Source organism: Vibrio xiamenensis, assembly GCF_900100015.1.
In the GTDB taxonomy this organism is placed as follows: domain Bacteria; phylum Pseudomonadota; class Gammaproteobacteria; order Enterobacterales; family Vibrionaceae; genus Vibrio; species Vibrio xiamenensis.
The window spans coordinates 78,868-97,678 of sequence record NZ_FNDD01000006.1 but is presented as its reverse complement, the minus strand read 5'-3'; the positions used below and the strand labels follow the sequence as shown (position 1 = coordinate 97,678).

Sequence of the window (18,811 nt, the reverse complement as noted above, 5' to 3'; positions counted from 1 at the left end):
ACTAAAAATGAGATTGCATTTATTGAGCTACGGCAATTCGAGGTGATTTATTAGCTGATTTGCAACAAAATTGGCAATCCAAGGTTGCGCTTCAGCTTTGGGATGCAAGCCGTCGTCTTTCATCCAACCCGGATGGGTAATGACTTGGTCGAGAAAAAACGGGATCAGGGCGATGCCTTGCTGATCCGCAACTTTTGGATAAACCGCGGCAAAGGCTTCGGTGTATCGTTTGCCGTAATTTGGCAAAATGTGAATCTGCATCAGAATTGGTGTTGCACCGCTCTTTTTGGCTAACTCAATCATTTGATTTAGGTTATTTTCGATAAGGTTGGGTGGAAAGCCACGTAGGCCGTCGTTGGCGCCCAACTCAAATAACACATAGTCGGGGCTGTGCTGGCTTAAAAGTCCAGGTAAACGCTCTAAGCCGTTCCCGCTGGTATCGCCAGAAATACTGGCATTAACTACATCAAGTGGTTGATTTTTATCAGCTAACACATCGGGCAACAAACTCGGCCATGCTTTTTCTATCGCCATTTGATAGCCTGCACTTAAGCTATCTCCAACAATCATCAAGGTTGCTGCCTTTACTGGCGCGGTGATCAGTAGAATAAGAATCAGGGAAAAGAGTCTCAACATGCAAACATCCGTTATTAAAGCCATTTCTGTATTCAAAACAGTCTCTACTAAACAAGAACAATTAACAATCCTCGACGATATTTCTTTTGACGTGGCGGCAGGTGAGAGTGTTGCAATCGTTGGCTCTTCGGGTGCCGGTAAATCCACGCTGATGACGATCTTGGCCGGATTAGACACACCAAGCCAAGGCAGTATCGAACTGCTAGGCCAAGACTTAGCGCAAATGGATGATGAAGCCCGCGCCGCGATCCGCGCTCAATCGGTTGGGTTTGTGTTTCAAAGCTTTTTACTGATCCCAAGTCTTAGTGCGCTGGATAACGTCACTTTGCCATGTCTACTTAAAGGTGAGCCTGAAGATAAAGCACGCGCGATAGAGTTGTTAAAAGCGGTTGGACTTGAGCATCGAATTCATCATTCTCCAGCCCAGCTTTCCGGTGGCGAACAACAACGCGTCGCGATCGCACGTGCGTTTATGATCCAACCTAAGGTGTTATTTGCAGACGAACCGACCGGCAATCTCGACCAGCACACGGCGGAAAAAATCATTGAATTGTTGTTTGAGCTCAATCGACAACATGGTACGACACTCGTGCTTGTCACCCATGATATGGCGCTGGCGAATCGCTGCGCAAGGCGGTTACATATTAATGCTGGGCAGTTGGAGGAAGCGTAATGGCGGTTGATTCAAACGCATCGCTGGATGCGCCCACTCAAACAGCGAGCGGCGTGACAGGTAAACTGTGGCGCTGGAGCTGGAATGAAATTCGTCATGGGCAGTTGTGGCCCGTTTCGATCGCATTAACGTTGATCATTGCCTGTATTTTCGCCTTGACTGCGCTTACTGAGCGAATGGAGCAGGTGGTAGTTAAGCAGGGCAAAACCGCGCTTACCGCAGACTCGGTATTTACCTCCAATAACCCGCTGCCCGGCGCGCTGCTCGCCAGTGTCGAAACTCACAAGCTGACTAATGCTCAGCGCGTCCAATTCCAGACCATGGCGTTTAGCGATAACGGTATGAAACTGATAAGCGTTAAAGCGGTGACAAACAATTACCCGCTGCAAGGTACGCTGCGCTTATCGGATGGAAACAATGATTTTTCCCATGTCGAGCCTGGACAATTGTGGTTGGATGAGCGTTTATTTAGCCAACTTGATGTTAAGATTGGTGACGCTGTCACGGTTGGCGATGCCGATTACACCATTAGCGGAAAAGTGCTTGAAGAGCCAGGGTTGAGTTTCAACCCATTTCGGCAAATGCCCGCGGCGTATATCGATATTAACGATGTCGCTAAAACCGGCGCGGTGCAAACTGGAAGTAGAGTACGTTATGACCTGTTTTTGAACGGTGATGATAACGTGCTTAAGCAAGTGCAAGATGCGGTCGAACTGACGCCAAGCGATCGTTGGCGCAGCGAGAACTCGGCGAGTCGAACTAACGATGTGTTCAGTCGCACTCAGCAGTATCTGTCGTTGACCGTGGCGATTGTGATCATTATGGCGGCCACCACTTTAGTGCTCACGTGCCAACACTACGTTTCAACGCGCGTTCGTACTATCGCGATGCTGAAAAGTCTTGGCGCAAGTCGAGGGTGGTTAACGCGCTGGTTGATGATGCAAATCGCGATTTTGCTGGTTAGTTCCATGGTATTTGGTTTTGGTCTGGGTTGGTTGCTTGAGTATCTGCTGCGCATTCCTTTGGTCGATTTGCTGCCCAATCCACTACCCAGTTTCGGTGTGCGTCCATTCTTGTTTGCACTGGGCACCAGCGTTGTGATTGCGATCCCCGCGCTGGGTATTCCGCTACTTGGCCTTATTAAAGTGAGTGCGGTGAATGTTTTGCAAGCCAGTGACGCTCCGCTAGTCGAGAAACGTTCCCTTTGGTTGTTGCTGTTTCCGCTCGTGCCATTGGTTGCGCTGTATTGGAATAACCATCTAGTGTGGATGGTACTTGGCGGCATGCTGGTGTTGTTTGTGATTCTGGCGCTGGTCAGTCTACTGGTCACAAAAAGCCTTAGCCGTTTACCGTTATCGACTTCGTTTCAACTGGCGCTCAGTCGCATCAATCGCTCAGCATGGAATACCGGTGTACAATTTGGCGCGCTGGCACTATCGCTGATGCTGTTGGCGGTGCTGTGGTTGGTGCGCACCGATTTATTGTCAGATTGGCAACGCACCATACCCAGTGACGCGCCAAATGCGTTTTCACTCAACATCGCCTCTTATGAAAAGGATCAGTACCTTAAAACTCTGGATGATAATCATATCGAGCGCTCAGCCGCGTATCCGATCATTCGTGGCCGGCTCAGTAAAATCAACCATGTTGATGCCAAGCAATACACGGATGGCGCGCAAGGTACCGATGCATTGAGCCGCGAGCTCAATTTCACTTGGGACGACAAAATTCCTGATTATAACCAAGTGGTGTCGGGGAACTGGACACACAGTGGCGGGGTGTCAGTGGAATCTGAAGTGGCTCGTGAGTTAAAGATTAACGTCGGCGACACTCTGGATTTTGTGATTAATAGCCAAACCGTGCAGGCAACCGTGAATACCATTCGCGATGTTGAGTGGCGCGATATGAAGCCCAATTTCTATTTCATCTTTACCCCAGATGTACTCAAACACATTCCCGCCACTTGGTTGGTGAGTTTTCGTTTAGAGAGTAAAGACGACGCTCTGGTGAATCAATTATCACGTCAGCACCCAACCGTAAGCCTGCTTGATATCCGCTCGATGGGGGCGAAGATTCAATCTTTGCTTACGCAAATTGTTTGGTCGATCACTGTGCTTGCGGCGGTTGGGGTGATTGCGGGGCTAATGTTGATTTTCACTCTGCTGCGTTTAAGTTTAAGTCAACGTCAACAAGAGGTGCAGTTGTACCGCACTCTTGGCGCGAGTCGTAAGCGAGTGACGCGAACTATTTGGGCGGAATATGGCTTGATGGCGCTGATTGCCGGGTTGGTAGCCAGTTTGGGAGCAGAATCTGTTGTTGCAGGGATCATGCACTACGGATTTGATCTCACCCCGACGCTGCATTTGGGGCTCTGGGTGTTACTACCTTTGATAACTTTTTGCACACTTTTTGTGGTCGTAAACAGTCTGATCAAAAAGCTGTTAAAGCCTATAAATAAAGCGTTTATATGAATTTATTCAACTTGGCTGGTTCAGTTATCCACAAAATCAGTGGATAAAGTTTGGGATAACTTTGCCTGTAGATAACCTTGATAATCTGCCCAAGCCATACAAGGCTTGGGGTTGGCAAAAATGGTTATTCACAATCGTGCCATCAGGCGTTTTTCACAAGAAATGAGTCAAGCGTTTTTTTTACTTTTTCAGCGAACTTTTTAGTTGCGGTTTTATGCTTTTCTGTCTCTGCGCGCCAACGCAAAATTTGATGTGAATCTAGGTTCGTAATATTGCAAAATGTCGTTTGTGTTGCTAACCAGATACTCAAGAGCAAAATAAACTTTTGATGACGGAATGGATCTTAGGCTCAACGAATAGGGCGTTAAATATCTCGCTTATCACTGATTTTATTGGGTTTGCAATAAATCATTGATCGTGGTGGAGTAGATCTCTAAGTCAATTTTCGGTTAACATTGAACGTAATTACTCAAATATTTGTATAAGTATTTGCTCACTGTTTTAAGCTCATGATCGGCTTAATGCTATCGAGTATGTATTCACACAAAGTCCTGATGAAAAATGTGATTTTTTTAACGCTTTTAAATCGCTACACTGGGATTGGTTTCAATGAGACTTTAAGCGGGTCACGTTAATGCAATTGAAAGAATTCACGCCAAAAACCAAATCCGTCGCCATTATTGGTGGCGGTGTGGCAGGTGCGACCGCCGCTGTGCATCTCGCTGAGCTTGGACTCCAAGTTACCTTATTAGAGCGCGGACAAGGCTTAGTCAATGGACCGCCTATCTGTCATCTCCATGCAGGTGGAAATTTATATCGAGAAATTTCTACCGATCAATGTATCGATTTGCTTAAGCAGTCGATAGAGACGGTGCGCCTGTATCCTCACTCGTTAAATATTCGTCCAACGGTTATCGCGGTTCCCACATCAGACGGTGGTGAACCATCAGAACTGCTGCCACGTCTGGATATCATCAAGCAGTGCTACCAAGAATTTGTTCGTCAAGATGCGCGCAATCAAGTGCTTGGCGACCCTGATGATTACTATCAGCTATTCAGTAAAGAACAGCTACTTGCGTTGGCCAGTCGAGAGCAACCTGCTAAGCCTCAAACGATTGAAGAGTGGCTAATTCCATTTGCGAAACATACCGACCTTGAACAGCTTAAATACCCAGTTGTTGCGGTTCAAGAGTACGGCTGGAGTGTATTTCGCCTAGCGTCGAGCGCGGCGTTAGTCTTGGATAAGCTTCAAAACAGTGTTACTCACACTGGCACCGAAGTGTATGCGGTCGAGCGCGCTGGGCAGCAGTGGGTATTGGGCTGTAGAAATTCGGAGCAAGATTTTGAGCTTCGCTGTGACTATTTGATCAACGCTTGTGGCTATGAAACGGGCATTATTGACGATATGGTCAGTCAGCCGCGTACTCGGTTAGTCGAGTTTAAAGCGGCGTATGTTACGCATTGGGATACGGCGGAGCAGTGGCCTGAAGTGATTTTCCATGGTCCGCGCGGCACCGATAAAGGCATGGCGCAATTAACGCCATATGCAAACGGCGTTTTTCAGTTACACGGCATGACCAAAGACATTACGCTGTTTCAACACGGCTTGGTCGGCTCGAGCCCGCAATCGGCGCAGCCTAAACTGCCGCAACATCTGGAAGATAAGATTAAACATGGTTGGCCTGATGATGAGCGTTTGGATCGTACCAATAAAGCCATCGCGCATATGCAGCAGTTTATACCCAGCTACCAAACCGCGACAGAGCAAGGTAAACCGCTGTTTGGTGCTCAGCAAATTCCGGGCGAAGACGACACACTGCGCGCTGCGGATGTCACTTTTGCCGACCATAACTATGCGCGGATTGAAATTGTCAAAGGTTCTTCAGCGCTTGAAGCGGCACGTAAGATTGTGGAGCAGTGGCAATTGTTTGATTATCAAGAGCGTTCAATTGAAAGTTTGCACCCAAGCAGCATGCAATTGACGCTTGCAGAAGTAGAACAAAAAGCTGAGCAGTTTGCGCTTGAGCGCCAATATCCAATTGAACTGGCGAAAGTCTACGGTCAGTAACACACTTAAATTACAAAGGCCGCATTTCATAACGAGAATGCGGCCTTTTTTAATTCTGTTGTGTTGGCTAATAGCCAGCGGAGTCGGGGAGGTAACGCGCTACACTTCTAATACTCGGCGAATACGGTGAATCATATCTATGGCATGCAAATTATCACCGTGGACACAAATGGTGTCGGCCTCTATCGCCAGTTGAGCGCCATCAAGAGTTTTTACTTTACCAAAATGAACCAATTGATAAACCTGATTGAGGATATCGTCTTCGTCTTTTAAAACCGCACCCGGCATTGAACGTGGCGCAAGTTCGCCATTTTCGAGATACGCTCGATCGGCAAATGCCTCAAACAACAACGGCAGTTCGTAGCGGTCAGCGATATCGAGAAGGGGCTGGTTATCGGGCTGGGCAAGCACCATCAGCGGAATATTAAAACACGATACCGCATCGGTGACCGACTCAAACACTGACATATCGCGCATCATATCGTTGTACAACGCACCGTGAGGTTTGACGTAGCGAAGCTCGGTATTTTGGCTTTCACAAATGGCCTTAAGGGCGCCAACTTGATAGATGATAAGTTGGGTAATTTCTTCGGCGGCGAGGCGCATATGTCGGCGACCAAACCCTTGAAGATCTGGGTAGCTTGGGTGCGCGCCTATCTCTACGTCGTGTTGAAGCGCTAAAGCTACCGTATGACTCATCACCATAGGATCGGAAGCATGAAAGCCGCAAGCGATATTGGCCATGTCAATAACGGGCATGGCTTTACTGTCATTGCCCATTGTCCAAGCGCCAAAGCTTTCACCCATATCGCAATTTAAACTGATTTTTCGCTGCGCCATTGATTAATTCCTTGATGCGGGAAAGTTGGAAGCTAAGTCAAAAAAGTGATCTATTTCATCCTTTACGACCAATAAACTTATCCAACCTTATCATTTATATACATTTATATATTCGAATGGAATAATGATTCATTATATGAATATGGTTCCATTTGATGAAACGACGTCGTTATATTTTAACATCTTTGGTTTTAGTCACTGGCGCAGTGCATGCGACTGATGACCTTCAGCATCTAATGTCGATGACATTAGAAGAATTGTCGATGCTGGAAACTGAGATGAAAACGGCGTCTCGCTTTACGCAAAAACTAACTGATATTCCTTCCTCCGTCTATGTGATTACGCAAGAGCGTATCAAACGCAGTGGCGCCCGCTCAATTTCTGAACTTCTTTCGTTGGTGCCGGGCATCAATGTCAGCAATTTTTCTGATACCGAGCAAACCGTATCCATCCGTGGTTTCCACGATGGACTTTACAACAAAATGTTGGTTCTGCTCGATGGTCGCAGCTTAAATAGCCCAGTCTATGGCGGTGTGTATTGGGCCGATGTCGACTACATTCTTGACGATATTGAGCGAATTGAAGTGCTGCGCGGGCCTGGAGGCACCATGTGGGGGGGCAATGCAGTCAATGGCGTGGTCAATATCATTACCAAATCCGCAGATAAAACACAGTCGAATTTGCTGGCAATGACGGTTGATAAAAATGGCGAAGTGATAGCCAATGTTCGCAGTGGATTAAAGTTGAGTGATGGCGTGTATGGCCGCGCATTTTACAAACAGCGTAATGAAAAAAACACCACCAAAGGTGACTACCAAAATTGGTGGCGCAGAGATGTTGCCGGTATCGTGCTGGAGTCTCAGCAGGAGAGCGATAGTTGGACCCTGCGCTTTGGAGCCAATCAAAGTCATTATCGCTTAGACTTTCCCAAATATAATATTGACCAAACCACTGGGACGATCACCGGCGTTGAGGCCGATTCGGGTATCGTGAATAATCGCAGCGCATACGTGCATTTTACCTATGATCACGCTTTAAGCTTGAATTTAAAAGCCAACTACGGTGTTTGGGTGCAGCATGATCATGACCAACGCTTTGACGCACCTGCCAGTTATACCGATTACAATCTCGAGAGTAATTTTGTATATCGACCCAGTGACGAATTGGTCATCAGTTATGGCGGAGCTTACCGTCTCTATGATATCGACTTCGCGACCTACACCGGCCAATACAGTTTGTATGAATACCCGAGTAACCATCGCATCTATAACTTGTCCCATGCTCAAGATGGAGTGAGTAATGTGTATTTACAAAGTGAGAAATGGCTGACATCGAACTGGAAATTACTGGCAGGTGTCAAGCTTGAGTATTTTGAGCTCGCGAGCGAGCTTGAGTTATCGCCGCAACTTCGCGCCTTATACCGCTTTGATGACAACGTAAACTCACTTTGGGTAGGCATCGCTCGTTCAGTTACCGCCCCTTCTTATCTTGATCGCAACAGCCTATATTTTTTGGCCACCAGAGGCAGTGACACAGAAGATCCTGCTTTGATCGTTGAAATGGGTAATAGCAATATGGACACCGAGCGGGTGATAACCAGTGAAATTGGGCACCGATACGCAAGTGACGCACTTCAGTTTGATAGTACGCTGTTTTTCAGCAGCTATAGCAATGTACGTGGCTCTGCCTATACCGGTGACATCGATGGCTACGCCAATAGCTATCTCTATCAAACCAGCGATCAATATTCGGTGGAATCCTACGGTTTTGAATGGGCGGCGAAATGGCAGTTGACTCAAGATTTAAGTCTTTATACTAATTACAGTTTTTTACACGCTGACGATTATCGACGTCTTGGGGGAATGCAGGCGATCGAGTCTGACCAGACGTATTCTATTGAGAGTCAGCAAAACTTGAGTGTGCAAACGCTTTGGAACATAACGCCACAATGGCAGTTAGATGTGAGTGCCAAAGGCCAGCGCATTCGCTACCCAACCGACTTCAATTACTCGGTACCCGATTACATCAGCTTCAATGCACGTCTTGCTTGGCAGCAGCGTCACGATTGGCCACAAGTCGAACTGATTTTCAAAGATATTGGTCACCATTCAGGTTATTACCAAGATGCTTATCAGCAATTTGCCACTTATCAATCGAGTTATCTGAGGGTTTCTTATGCATTTTAGAGCGTTTGGCCTTGTTTGCTGCCTGACGTTGTCTTCATTTGGAGCTCGTTGTGCGTACACGCCCGACCAAGTGAAAGCCGTATATTTGTTTCGAATTGCCAATTTCATTTATTGGAATAATGAGCAACAAATGCATTCAGTGGATTTTTGTTTGCCTGACAATCCAGAAATTAAACAGATTTTACAATCAATTGTCTCAGGGCAGACGATACGCCATCTTCCTTTACAGATTCGTGAGAATCATTGTGATATCGTGTTTATCTCTCACAAGGAAAATCTTCACTATGTATCGTCTGCGAGTGCGCACACTGTCACCATCGGTGATCTGGAGCGATTTACACGTTATGGCGGAGTGATTGAGCTGTACAAAGAAGGCGGACGTATCAAACCTAGGATCAACATCGATAATATTGGAGATTACACCATTTCATCTAACCTTTTACGCTTAGCGAAAATCGAAGGTGGTCAATGATGAAATCGAGTGGGTCTATCTCTCTTAAAACCAAATTGATGTTACCGATCATCTTTTTTACCACTTTGATTTTTGTGGTGTCACAGCTGTATAGTTTTTTCCTCGCTTACGAAACCCAAAAAGAGAATCTGTTAGGGCGGGTTTCGGTGCTAGCAAACGGCGTGGCATATAACTTACAAGCCGCGATCATTTTTAATGATAGCTTGGCGGCGAACGAAGTGTTGTCGGCATTTTCCGCTGACTCCGAAGTATTGCGCGTCAAGCTCTACACCAAAGAAGGTCAGCTTTTCGCGATGTATGAGCGAGAAGGGGTGAATGCACCGATCCCAACCGTTAGTCAGCAGCAACAAATCGATAGCCAAAGCTATGCGTTTGCCAATAGCCACATTTTTCTCAAGATCCCAGTGAAAGTTGAAAATGATGTGATTGCTCGGTTAAGGGTGACCATCTCGAAATCGTCGCTCAATGAGTTATATGAAAAGGCGCTCAATAACGCCTTGATCTATTTTTCGTTGTTGGTGGTCGCGGCAACCATTTTATATCTGACGATTCAAAAATTCATTATCGTGCCGGTTTTCTCGCTCAATCAAGGGATGCGCGGGTTTATCAGCCGTAATCAACAGTGTCGAATTGCCCCCGCTGCAAATGATGAAATCGGCGACTTGGTCGATGCCTTCAATACCATGATTGAGCGCTTGAAACAGCGCGATAAACAAGTTTCTTACACACTAGATAAACTCGAAGAAGAAAAAGCGTTCGCCAATGAGGTGGTTGAGACGGTTCAGCATGCGCTTATCGTGGTTGATGGTGACGGCAGCGTGGTGCATTTTAATAAAGCGGCATGCGACATTTTCAAGTGCACTCATGCTTACTTAAAAAATGCCAACATTACCGACATCATTCACACCCAAGATGCGCTGTTTAACCAAGCATTTCGCCAAAAGTCGGAGTTTTTTGATCGCAACTTATGGATAAAAGATGCGTTTAATCAGCCGCAATTGCTGCAAATCACGTGCACGGCATTATCAAAGGCTGAGCAGATGCTGTTTGCCATTCAAGATATTACCGAAATGGAAGCTGCGCAGGGACGTCAGCGCTTAGCGGCAGGTGTGTTTGAGAACAGCCACGACGGCTTGATGGTGGTCGACCACCAAGGTTATATCACCATGGTTAACCCTGCCGTGACCAACTTGCTGGGGTATTCTCAAGATTTGCTGATGGACAACAAGCCTGAAGATATTTTGGATTGGCAACAATTCGCGGCGTATATGCCGACTATCAAAGAGACGGTATTTAGCTACGGTCAATGGCAGGGCGAGATTTGGGAAAAACACGTTGACGGCCACATGGTGCCGATGTTTGTCAAAGTCAGTTGTATTCAGAAACTGGATGGTGAACCGGGGTATGACTTGGTGTACATCTTATCGGATCTATCCAACATCAAAGAGATGGAGCGACTTGATTATCTTGCCCACCATGATTCACTGACAGGGCTTGCAAACCGTGCGCATCTCTACCGCGTGCTCGACGACTTACTCGATTCCGACGCTTACCTCAATGGCGCTGCGCTTTTGTATATCGATCTCGACGGATTTAAAGAGGTCAATGATACCTACGGTCATGATGCGGGCGATGAAGTGCTTAAACAGGTGGCGGAGCGGCTCTTGTCGCAAGTGCGCTCGATTGACTTGGTCGCGCGTTTATCGGGTGACGAATTCGTGGTGCTTATTCGCTCCTCAGAACCAGGTGATGCAGAAGCGCTTGGCAACCGTTTGATTGGTCTCATTAATCAAGACGTAGTGTATAAAGGTCAAATTCTTAACGTCGGCGCCAGCGTCGGTGTGCACCCGATCCAAGGTAAAGATGAATCACTTGATAGCATTTTGAAATCCGCCGACACTGCGATGTACAAAGCTAAAAGCTCGGGTAAAGGTCGAGTGGTGATGACCTAAGCACTTGGCTGTTTGTCTCAAAAGTTAGTCTATATTTTTGCATTGTAACTCAGTAGCATAGTTAGAAATTTACAGTAAAGGTTAGGAATCATGAACGTTTTAGTGACTGGCGGAATGGGTTACATCGGTAGCCATACCTGCATCCAAATGATTGAGGCTGGGATGACGCCGGTCATTTTGGACAACTTATATAACAGTAAATCCACGGTGTTAGACCGCATTGAAAAAGTGTCGGGCGTAAGACCTGCGTTCATTGAAGGTGATATTCGTGATAAGTCGCTTCTTGTTGAAGCGATGAAAGCACATAACATCGAAGCGGTAATTCATTTTGCTGGCTTAAAAGCGGTCGGTGAATCGGTCCAAAAGCCGCTTGAATACTATGATAACAATGTCAACGGCACTTTAGTCTTGGTTGACGCGATGCGTGATAGCGGCGTAAAAACGTTAGTTTTTAGCTCGTCGGCGACCGTATATGGCGACCCTGCATCTGTGCCAATCACTGAAGATTTTCCAACCAGTGCGACGAACCCTTACGGTCGCAGTAAATTGATGGTTGAAGAGTGCTTGACCGATTTTCAAAAAGCCAATCCGGATTGGAGCATCACGCTGCTGCGTTACTTTAATCCAGTGGGTTCGCACCCAAGTGGTGAACTGGGCGAAGATCCGCAAGGCATTCCAAATAACCTTATGCCGTTTGTCTCGCAAGTGGCGGTGGGCCGCCGCGAGTTCCTGTCGGTATTTGGTCATGATTATCCAACCAAAGATGGCACCGGGGTGCGTGATTACATTCATGTGATGGACTTATCAGATGGTCATGTCGCAGCGCTTAAGAAAGTTGGAACCAAACAAGGCTTGCACGTTTATAACCTAGGTACAGGTAACGGCTACAGCGTGCTTGAAATGGTCAAAGCGTTTGAAGCCGCTTGTGGTAAAGAAGTGCCATATCAACTGGTTGATCGTCGTCCTGGCGACATTGCGGAATGCTGGGCCGATCCGGCGAAAGCGATGCGTGAGTTGGAATGGCAGGCAACACGTAGCCTTAACGAGATGACAGCGGACACATGGCGCTGGCAATCGAACAACCCACAAGGTTACCCTGAAAGCTAATTTGAAAAATTAAGCTTCATTTATAAAAAGCTGCCAATTTTGGCGGCTTTTTTTAATATTTGGAATATATATTCACGTAACTTGTTATTTTGATGTCTCTTTTGTGAGTAACGACTATATTCATATGTAGACGGAAGCACACCGTACGGTGTTCATATCCTATTCAAAGCCGCTAGAGCTTAGAGATCTATTTGTCAGCTGTACTGAAATTTTCAAGCAACGACTGGAGTGCGGAATTAACGCCAACTGTTTGTAACCCACTGAGCGTTTTTCCGTTGTCAGCAAAGGATAAAATCTATATGAGTATCAATCGGAAGTTTATCGTCGCGTTGTCTACTTTAATCTTTATACTTGCAGTGGTGTTGGCCTCAGCGCAGGTCTATACGCGAATTAGTGAAATCGATAAACAAGTTCAACTGCAAACACAAGATGTCACTAGTGATATCGTCAGGCTGCTAAATGTCACCAACTCCATCATGTTAGAGCGGGTTAAAAGTGGCATGAAATTGCTGCAACAGCGCGGAAATGCGATCGGTGAAGCAAGTCAAGGCGAACGCGTCGACGTTGGTGCATCATCGGCGCCAAACTTGTTGCTCGGGTCAAGTGCGCAGGCCAATAACTACGATTTAGTTGATGGTGTGACGGATCTTGCTGGCGGTACCGCAACCTTATTTAGCCGTGATGGCAGTGATTATGTTCGTGTTTCAACCAACGTGAAACGCGACGGAAAACGGGCAATTGGTACCAAGCTTTCACCGGACGGCAAAGCGATGAAAGCGATTCAACAGGGTAATGCCTATTACGGAGAAGTGGACATTCTCGGCAAGCCTTATCTAGCAGGTTACGCACCTATTCAAGGCAGTAGTGGGACCATAGGCATTTGGTATGTTGGCTATTCTGCCGATTTGGGCGAATTACAGAGTTCGATTGCGACTTCGAAAATTCTAGATTCTGGCTTTGTAGCGCTGTTTGATGGCAAAGGCAATTTGCGTATGCACTCAAACAATGTCAGCCCAGAGCAGGTCGAGAAAGCGATGCAAAGCTCAGATTGGACAATAACCAAAACCAGTTACGATTTATGGGGTTATCAAATCGTTGTCGCTGCGTCGAACGATGAAGTGAATGGCATGATCACAACCTCTGCGGTTGAAAGTGTCTTCACTGTGATTGGCTTTGGACTGTTGGTCATTTTGGTCATTTCACTATTGGTTCAAAGGCTGGTGGGTCGACCTTTGGCCACGTATGTCAAAGCGATCAATGATATCGCAGAAGGTGAAGGTGATTTGACCCAGCGTTTTGAACACAAAAACAATGATGAGCTGGGCATGATGGCACAAGGTTTCAATGCACTGCTTGACAGAATTCATGACACCATCAAACAGGCGAAGCTATCGGCAAGCGATGTGTATAGCGCGGTTGGGGAACTTTCTCAATTGGCGACTAACTCTAGTGAATCAGCGCGGGCACAGAGCCTTAAAACCGAGCAGGTCGCTTCTGCTACCCACGAAATGTCGGTCTCTGCTCACGAAGTGTCACGCAATACCACAGAAGCGGAATCTTTTGGTCATACTGCGAATGAACAAGTGTCTAAGGTCGGCACTACGCTCAAAACCACCATTACCAATATTGAGCAACAAGCCTCGGCCATCGAAACATCAAGTACCGTGGTACAAGAACTTGTCGATGCCAGTACCACCATCAGTAGCGTTCTTAGCGTCATCAGTGATATTGCTGACCAAACTAACTTATTAGCGCTTAACGCGGCAATCGAGGCGGCGCGCGCAGGTGAGCAGGGCCGAGGTTTCGCAGTGGTTGCTGACGAAGTGCGCTCACTTGCGAGTCGAACTCAGGTCTCGACTGAAGAAATTCGCAGTACCGTTGAGCGCTTGCAAAGCAGTGGTAAAGAAGCCAGCAAGCAGATGGAAGAAAACCGCAAAGTGGCACTGAATAATCTCGAGCATGCCAAAGTGGCGGGTGAGGCGTTACAAGAAGTGCTTGCGGCGGTGCGTAATATCACTGATCGCAACACGGATATCGCCAGCGCCGCCACTCAGCAACACCAAGCGTGTGAGGAAGTCAGCGAAAGCATTGAAGGGATCAAAGATGTGGGTTCGCAAAGCGCCAATTACGCAGAGCAAACCTATGAAGCGTGTCGTCGTTTGGCAATCATGGCCGAAGACTTATCCGATAAACTCGCGCATTACAAAGTGTAACCGCACTTTTAAATGGACATACAAAAACGGCTGCCTTGGCAGCCGTTTTTGTATCTGAAAGAAAAATAGGGCTATGAATAGAAATCTGTTGTGCGCGTGATACTCGACATCACTGAGATTTATCTGAGGTCAGTGATAGCAGCCAAACGGATAAAATCGCCACGGCTGTAAAACCACCAAGAATGATGACTGGCATCGCACTGTAACCCAAAATATGCCAGATCACGGATTCTAACGTACTCATTTCGTTAACTCCTTATTGCCAACCTTCGACGCCATGCATGTCCGGTAAGTTGTGCGCAATGCCTTTATGACAATCGACACAGGTTTTTTCGCCAGAGGCCAATGCGGTTGAGTGCTGCTTAGCGCTGCGCTGGCTTTGTTCAGAAAAGTCCATATATTCAAATTGATGGCAGTTACGACACTCGAGAGAGTCGTTTTTCTTAAGCCTTGCCCATTCTCGTTCGGCGAGGTGGGAGCGGCGAGCCTGAAACTTTTCTGGTGTATCAATAGTGCCCATAAAGTGGAACAGCAGCTCTTTCGATGCTTGAACTTTACGCACGATTTTGTCGGTCCACTCATGGGGTACATGACAGTCAGAACAAATCGCGCGAACACCAGAGCGGTTAGAGTAGTGCACCGTTTCTTGAATTTCTGCCACGATCGGGGCATGGCAGCCTGCGCAAAACTCTTCGGTGTTGGTGGCTTCCATCCCTGTATTGAATGCCCCCCAGAACAGTAAACCGCCGGCAAAGCCCATAAACAGCACTATCCCCATTGCCGCTTTACTTGGTTTGGTGAGTCGCGACCAAAACGCTTTGAGTATTTTCATAATTCGTCTCTATGTTACAAGCTAAGCGCGGTTTTAACGCAGTGAGTCGACGCTTTCGAACTCATTTTCCACTAATGGTTTTGCGTTCGCTTGAGGGGCATGGCACTGCAGACAGAAGTAACGACGAGGTGACACATCTGCCAGCACCGCATCTTCGCGGTTCATAAAGTGAGTGACACTGATCTTTGTTGCCCCCATCTGTTTGGCGTTTTTCCAACTATGGCAAGAAAGACACTTGTTGGCATTCAGCGATACTTCATAATTGCGAATGTTGTGTGGAATAAGTGGTGGCTGATACACGTAATTGCTATCAATGACCTGTTCGCGTGGGTATTTTTTCATCGTGTCGCTTGGACGAGTCTCTTCGATAGGCGTATCACCGCGTAGCGATTTTAGACCGCCCACGCCGCCTGGATTATCGAGCTCGGCATTTGCAATCCCGGTGATGACTGCGCCAATCGACAATATTGCAACCAATAACTTCTTCATTTTCATTCTCCGCCTTGCGGCTGGGTTATTTGCCTTGGCAGCACCGAGATAAACGGTGCTGTCAGCGTTGATTAAGCTTCCGTCACCTTAGTGATTTTGACTGGGCACTTTTTAAAATCGGTCTGCTTCGACAACGGATCGGTCGCGTCCAAAATCAACTTGTTGATCAGAATTCGTGCATCGAAAAACGGAACAAACACTAACCCGCGCGGTGGCTTATTACGGCCTCGAGTTTCGACGCGCGCGCGCACTTCGCCGCGTTGATTGGCGATCAACACTTCATCTCCGCGGCGTAAGCCTCGCGCTTTGGCATCTTCGTGATGCATAAAGCACACAGCATCAGAGAAGGCTTTATAAAGCTCTGGTACGCGGCGCGTCATGGTGCCAGTGTGCCAATGCTCAAGTACGCGTCCAGTACACAGCCATAAGTCGTATTCTTCATTAGGTACTTCTGGTGGCGCTTCGTACGGCGCGGAAATGATCCACGCTTTGCCATCGGGTTTGCCGTAAAAATCCCAGCCAGAGCCTTTCTTCGCGTATGGATCGCTGCCTTCTTTGTAGCGCCAAAGTGTCTCTTTGCCATCCACAACAGGCCAGCGCAATCCACGTACTTGGTGGTAAGTGTCGTATGGCGCTAGGTCGTGACCGTGTCCGCGACCAAATTCGGCATACTCTTCAAATAGCCCTTTATGAACGTAAAAGCCAAAGTGGTGGGCGTCGTCATTCAGTTCTCGAGATTGCTCAATTGGGAATTGGTCAACCTGGCCATTTTTGTACAGCACGTCATACACGGTTTTTCCTCGGTACTGAGGCATCTGGGCAATCAGTTCTTCGGGCCATACTTCTTCAACTTTGAAGCGTTTTGAAAACTCCATCAGCTGCCATAAATCAGATTTGGCATCACCAACGGTTTTAACCTGTTGATACCAAGCCTGAGTACGCCTTTCTGCATTGCCGTAAGCGCCTTCTTTTTCAACCCACATTGCGGTTGGCAAAATAAGATCCGCAGCTTGCGCGGTGACGGTCGGGTAAGGGTCAGAGACGGTGATAAAGTTGTCTGGATTACGGTAACCAGGCAAACGTTCATTGTTGATGTTTGGCCCTGCTTGCATGTTGTTATTACATTGCACCCAGTAACAATTGAGCACACCGTCATTTAGCATGCGATCTTGTAATACCGCGTGGAATCCAGGTTTCGGTGGAATCGTGCCTTGTGGCAGTCGCCAAATTTTTTCGGCAATAGCGCGATGTTTCGGATTCGCCACTACCATGTCTGCAGGCAAGCGATGGGCAAAGGTGCCGACTTCACGTGCGGTACCACAGGCAGAAGGTTGGCCCGTCAGTGAAAACGGACTGTTGCCCGGCGTTGAAATTTTGCCGGTCAGCAAGTGCAGGTTATACACCAAGCTTTGCATCCAAACGCCGCGGGTGTGTTGGTTCATACCCATGGTCCAAAGCGACATGACTTTGGTGTTTGGATCCGCGTATTGCTTCGCCAGAGTAATCAGCTTTTCAACCGAAACACCGGACATTTGTGAGGCTTTTTCCGCGGTATAATCGGCAACGGATGCTTTGTACGCCTCAAAGTCGATATCACTCATGTCGCCAGAGTTGGCATTTTTTGCGCTCTGCTGCAGCGGATGTTCATCACGCAAACCGTAACCAATGTCGGTTGCCGCTTGTTTAAAGTGAGTGTGTTTATTAACAAAGTCCCAGTTAACCGCGTCATTTTGAATGATGTAGTTAGCAATAAAGTTGGCGATCGCCAAATCCGATTGCGGATGGAAAATATAGCCGTGGTCTGCGAGCTCAAATGAGCGGTGGTAGTACGTCGAAAGCACATTGACTTTGACATGTTCGTGGCTCAAGCGGCGGTCAGTAATACGCGTCCAGAGCACTGGGTGCATTTCTGCCATGTTTGAGCCCCACAATACGAAGGCATCAGCGTGCTCAAAGTCATCGTAACAGCCCATTGGTTCGTCGACACCAAAGGTGCGCATAAAGCCCACGACGGCAGATGCCATGCAGTGACGTGCATTTGGGTCGATATTATTTGAGCGAAAGCCTGCTTTCATTAATTTCGATGCAGCGTAGCCTTCCATGACGGTCCATTGGCCAGAGCCAAACATACCCACGCTGGTTGGGCCTTTGTTTGCCAGCGATGCTTTCCATTTCTCAGCCATCACATCAAAGGCCGTGTCCCAAGATACTGGGGTAAATTCACCGTCTTTGTGGTATTCGCCATTTTTCATTCTCAATAATGGCTTGGTCAGTCTGTCTTTTCCGTACATGATCTTCGACAGGAAATAACCTTTGATACAGTTTAACCCTTTATTCACTGGCGCTTCAGGATCACCTTGGGTGGCGACAATACGGCCGTTTTGGGTACCGACCAAAACCGAGCAGCCTGTGCCGCAAAAACGGCATGGCGCTTTATCCCAAGTGATGGCGGTTTGATCTGATGTCGTGATCAGGTTAGCTGCGCCAGCGGGAAGGGTAATCCCGGCAACTGCGGCAGCGGATGCGGCTGCGTTTGCTTTCACAAACGCTCGTCTGGTCATTTTCATACGTCACCCTCTACTTGGGAGTTGGTGGTTTTAGGGAGATTTGATTCTTGCAACGATTGCTCAGTTTCGATTTGGTGGTAAACCAACACAGTGCTGAGCACATTTGGCAGTTGGTTAATAGCATCGATAGTGTCGGTGATGAAACCTTGATGTGCGGTTTCCAGTACCACGACAATTTTGCCCTCAGGGCTGTCAGCATAAATTTCCGCGTTGTCGAATTGCTCGATTTGCGCTTTGACCACATTTAAATGCTCGGGCAGTACGTGAACCACTAAGCTGGAAATATGTACTTCGTTTAGCGCCAT

Annotated in this window: 15 protein-coding genes; 8 read left to right on the top strand and 7 right to left on the bottom strand. The window is 47.4% G+C overall.

From position 1 onward, the window contains the following. Nucleotides 1–27 precede the first annotated feature (27 nt). Nucleotides 28–636: an arylesterase gene (locus BLS03_RS06955; protein ID WP_093271438.1), complete on the bottom strand. Its 609-nt coding sequence runs from the start codon at nt 634–636 to the stop codon at nt 28–30. Here BLS03_RS06955 and BLS03_RS06950 point away from each other — a divergent pair. The 3 genes from BLS03_RS06950 to BLS03_RS06940 all read left to right on the top strand — a co-directional run bounded on the left by BLS03_RS06950 (nt 635) and on the right by BLS03_RS06940 (nt 5,848). Beyond that, nucleotides 635–1,309 carry an ABC transporter ATP-binding protein gene (locus tag BLS03_RS06950; protein ID WP_093271436.1) on the top strand — a complete coding sequence of 225 codons (675 nt, stop codon included), beginning with the start codon at nt 635–637 and terminating at the stop codon, nt 1,307–1,309. The genes BLS03_RS06955 and BLS03_RS06950 overlap by 2 nt on opposite strands. After that, on the top strand, nt 1,309–3,780 hold the full coding sequence (locus BLS03_RS06945) for an ABC transporter permease (protein ID WP_093271433.1): 2,472 nt from the start codon (nt 1,309–1,311) through the stop codon (nt 3,778–3,780). The genes BLS03_RS06950 and BLS03_RS06945 overlap by 1 nt, the downstream gene beginning before the upstream one ends. A 634-nt stretch (nt 3,781–4,414) precedes the next feature. Next, nucleotides 4,415–5,848: an FAD-dependent oxidoreductase gene (locus tag BLS03_RS06940; RefSeq protein WP_093271431.1), complete on the top strand. Its 1,434-nt coding sequence runs from the start codon at nt 4,415–4,417 to the stop codon at nt 5,846–5,848. 99 nt (nt 5,849–5,947) lie between these two features. Here the strand turns inward: BLS03_RS06940 and BLS03_RS06935 are convergent, their stop codons facing one another. Beyond that, nucleotides 5,948–6,688 carry a 5-oxoprolinase subunit PxpA gene (locus tag BLS03_RS06935; RefSeq protein WP_093271428.1) on the bottom strand — a complete coding sequence of 247 codons (741 nt, stop codon included), beginning with the start codon at nt 6,686–6,688 and terminating at the stop codon, nt 5,948–5,950. A gap of 155 nt (nt 6,689–6,843) precedes the next feature. Here BLS03_RS06935 and BLS03_RS06930 point away from each other — a divergent pair, with 155 nt between their 5' ends. The 5 genes from BLS03_RS06930 to BLS03_RS06910 all read left to right on the top strand — a co-directional run bounded on the left by BLS03_RS06930 (nt 6,844) and on the right by BLS03_RS06910 (nt 14,618). Next, nucleotides 6,844–8,874, top strand: coding sequence for a TonB-dependent receptor plug domain-containing protein (locus BLS03_RS06930; protein WP_093271425.1), 2,031 nt, complete (start codon nt 6,844–6,846; stop codon nt 8,872–8,874). Then, nucleotides 8,864–9,346 carry a YfiR family protein gene (locus BLS03_RS06925; protein ID WP_093271423.1) on the top strand — a complete coding sequence of 161 codons (483 nt, stop codon included), beginning with the start codon at nt 8,864–8,866 and terminating at the stop codon, nt 9,344–9,346. The genes BLS03_RS06930 and BLS03_RS06925 overlap by 11 nt, the downstream gene beginning before the upstream one ends. After that, entirely contained in the window at nt 9,346–11,298 is a 1,953-nt protein-coding gene (locus BLS03_RS06920; RefSeq protein ID WP_093271420.1) for a sensor domain-containing diguanylate cyclase, read from the top strand. The genes BLS03_RS06925 and BLS03_RS06920 overlap by 1 nt, the downstream gene beginning before the upstream one ends. Before the next feature lie 90 nt (nt 11,299–11,388). Continuing rightward, on the top strand, nt 11,389–12,405 hold the full coding sequence (gene galE / locus BLS03_RS06915; RefSeq protein WP_093271418.1) for a UDP-glucose 4-epimerase GalE: 1,017 nt from the start codon (nt 11,389–11,391) through the stop codon (nt 12,403–12,405). 299 nt (nt 12,406–12,704) lie between these two features. Further along, on the top strand, nt 12,705–14,618 hold the full coding sequence (locus tag BLS03_RS06910) for a methyl-accepting chemotaxis protein (RefSeq protein WP_093271416.1): 1,914 nt from the start codon (nt 12,705–12,707) through the stop codon (nt 14,616–14,618). A gap of 109 nt (nt 14,619–14,727) precedes the next feature. On the opposite strand, the gene BLS03_RS06905 is transcribed toward BLS03_RS06910, so the two are convergent. The 5 genes from BLS03_RS06905 to BLS03_RS06885 all read right to left on the bottom strand — a co-directional run bounded on the left by BLS03_RS06905 (nt 14,728) and on the right by BLS03_RS06885 (nt 18,811). After that, the gene (locus tag BLS03_RS06905; protein WP_093271413.1) at nt 14,728–14,862 is read right to left on the bottom strand and encodes a TIGR02808 family protein; all 135 of its coding nucleotides are present in this window, start codon (nt 14,860–14,862) and stop codon (nt 14,728–14,730) included. A 12-nt stretch (nt 14,863–14,874) separates the two neighbouring features. Next, entirely contained in the window at nt 14,875–15,450 is a 576-nt protein-coding gene (locus tag BLS03_RS06900; protein ID WP_093271410.1) for a NapC/NirT family cytochrome c, read from the bottom strand. A 33-nt stretch (nt 15,451–15,483) separates the two neighbouring features. Next, a complete protein-coding gene (locus BLS03_RS06895; RefSeq protein WP_093271629.1) occupies nt 15,484–15,939 on the bottom strand; it encodes a nitrate reductase cytochrome c-type subunit in 456 nt (151 codons plus the stop codon). Nucleotides 15,940–16,010: 71 nt separating this feature from the next. Continuing rightward, nucleotides 16,011–18,506 carry a periplasmic nitrate reductase subunit alpha gene (gene napA / locus BLS03_RS06890; RefSeq protein WP_093271408.1) on the bottom strand — a complete coding sequence of 832 codons (2,496 nt, stop codon included), beginning with the start codon at nt 18,504–18,506 and terminating at the stop codon, nt 16,011–16,013. Then, the gene (locus BLS03_RS06885; RefSeq protein WP_093271405.1) at nt 18,503–18,811 is read right to left on the bottom strand and encodes a chaperone NapD; all 309 of its coding nucleotides are present in this window, start codon (nt 18,809–18,811) and stop codon (nt 18,503–18,505) included. Before BLS03_RS06885 ends, napA begins: the two co-directional genes overlap by 4 nt.

What these genes read in the sequence shown, in the direction of transcription:
- BLS03_RS06930 (WP_093271425.1), top strand. Translation starts at nt 6,844, where the DNA reads ATGAAACGACGTCGTTATATTTTAACATCTTTGGTTTTAGTCACTGGC.
- BLS03_RS06905 (WP_093271413.1), bottom strand. Translation starts at nt 14,862, where the DNA reads ATGAGTACGTTAGAATCCGTGATCTGGCATATTTTGGGTTACAGTGCG.
- BLS03_RS06940 (WP_093271431.1), top strand. Translation starts at nt 4,415, where the DNA reads ATGCAATTGAAAGAATTCACGCCAAAAACCAAATCCGTCGCCATTATT.
- BLS03_RS06910 (WP_093271416.1), top strand. Translation starts at nt 12,705, where the DNA reads ATGAGTATCAATCGGAAGTTTATCGTCGCGTTGTCTACTTTAATCTTT.
- BLS03_RS06885 (WP_093271405.1), bottom strand. Translation starts at nt 18,811, where the DNA reads ATGGCGCTAAACGAAGTACATATTTCCAGCTTAGTGGTTCACGTACTG.
- BLS03_RS06945 (WP_093271433.1), top strand. Translation starts at nt 1,309, where the DNA reads ATGGCGGTTGATTCAAACGCATCGCTGGATGCGCCCACTCAAACAGCG.
- BLS03_RS06935 (WP_093271428.1), bottom strand. Translation starts at nt 6,688, where the DNA reads ATGGCGCAGCGAAAAATCAGTTTAAATTGCGATATGGGTGAAAGCTTT.
- BLS03_RS06895 (WP_093271629.1), bottom strand. Translation starts at nt 15,939, where the DNA reads ATGAAGAAGTTATTGGTTGCAATATTGTCGATTGGCGCAGTCATCACC.
- BLS03_RS06925 (WP_093271423.1), top strand. Translation starts at nt 8,864, where the DNA reads ATGCATTTTAGAGCGTTTGGCCTTGTTTGCTGCCTGACGTTGTCTTCA.
- galE (WP_093271418.1), top strand. Translation starts at nt 11,389, where the DNA reads ATGAACGTTTTAGTGACTGGCGGAATGGGTTACATCGGTAGCCATACC.
- BLS03_RS06950 (WP_093271436.1), top strand. Translation starts at nt 635, where the DNA reads ATGCAAACATCCGTTATTAAAGCCATTTCTGTATTCAAAACAGTCTCT.
- napA (WP_093271408.1), bottom strand. Translation starts at nt 18,506, where the DNA reads ATGAAAATGACCAGACGAGCGTTTGTGAAAGCAAACGCAGCCGCATCC.
- BLS03_RS06955 (WP_093271438.1), bottom strand. Translation starts at nt 636, where the DNA reads ATGTTGAGACTCTTTTCCCTGATTCTTATTCTACTGATCACCGCGCCA.
- BLS03_RS06920 (WP_093271420.1), top strand. Translation starts at nt 9,346, where the DNA reads ATGAAATCGAGTGGGTCTATCTCTCTTAAAACCAAATTGATGTTACCG.
- BLS03_RS06900 (WP_093271410.1), bottom strand. Translation starts at nt 15,450, where the DNA reads ATGAAAATACTCAAAGCGTTTTGGTCGCGACTCACCAAACCAAGTAAA.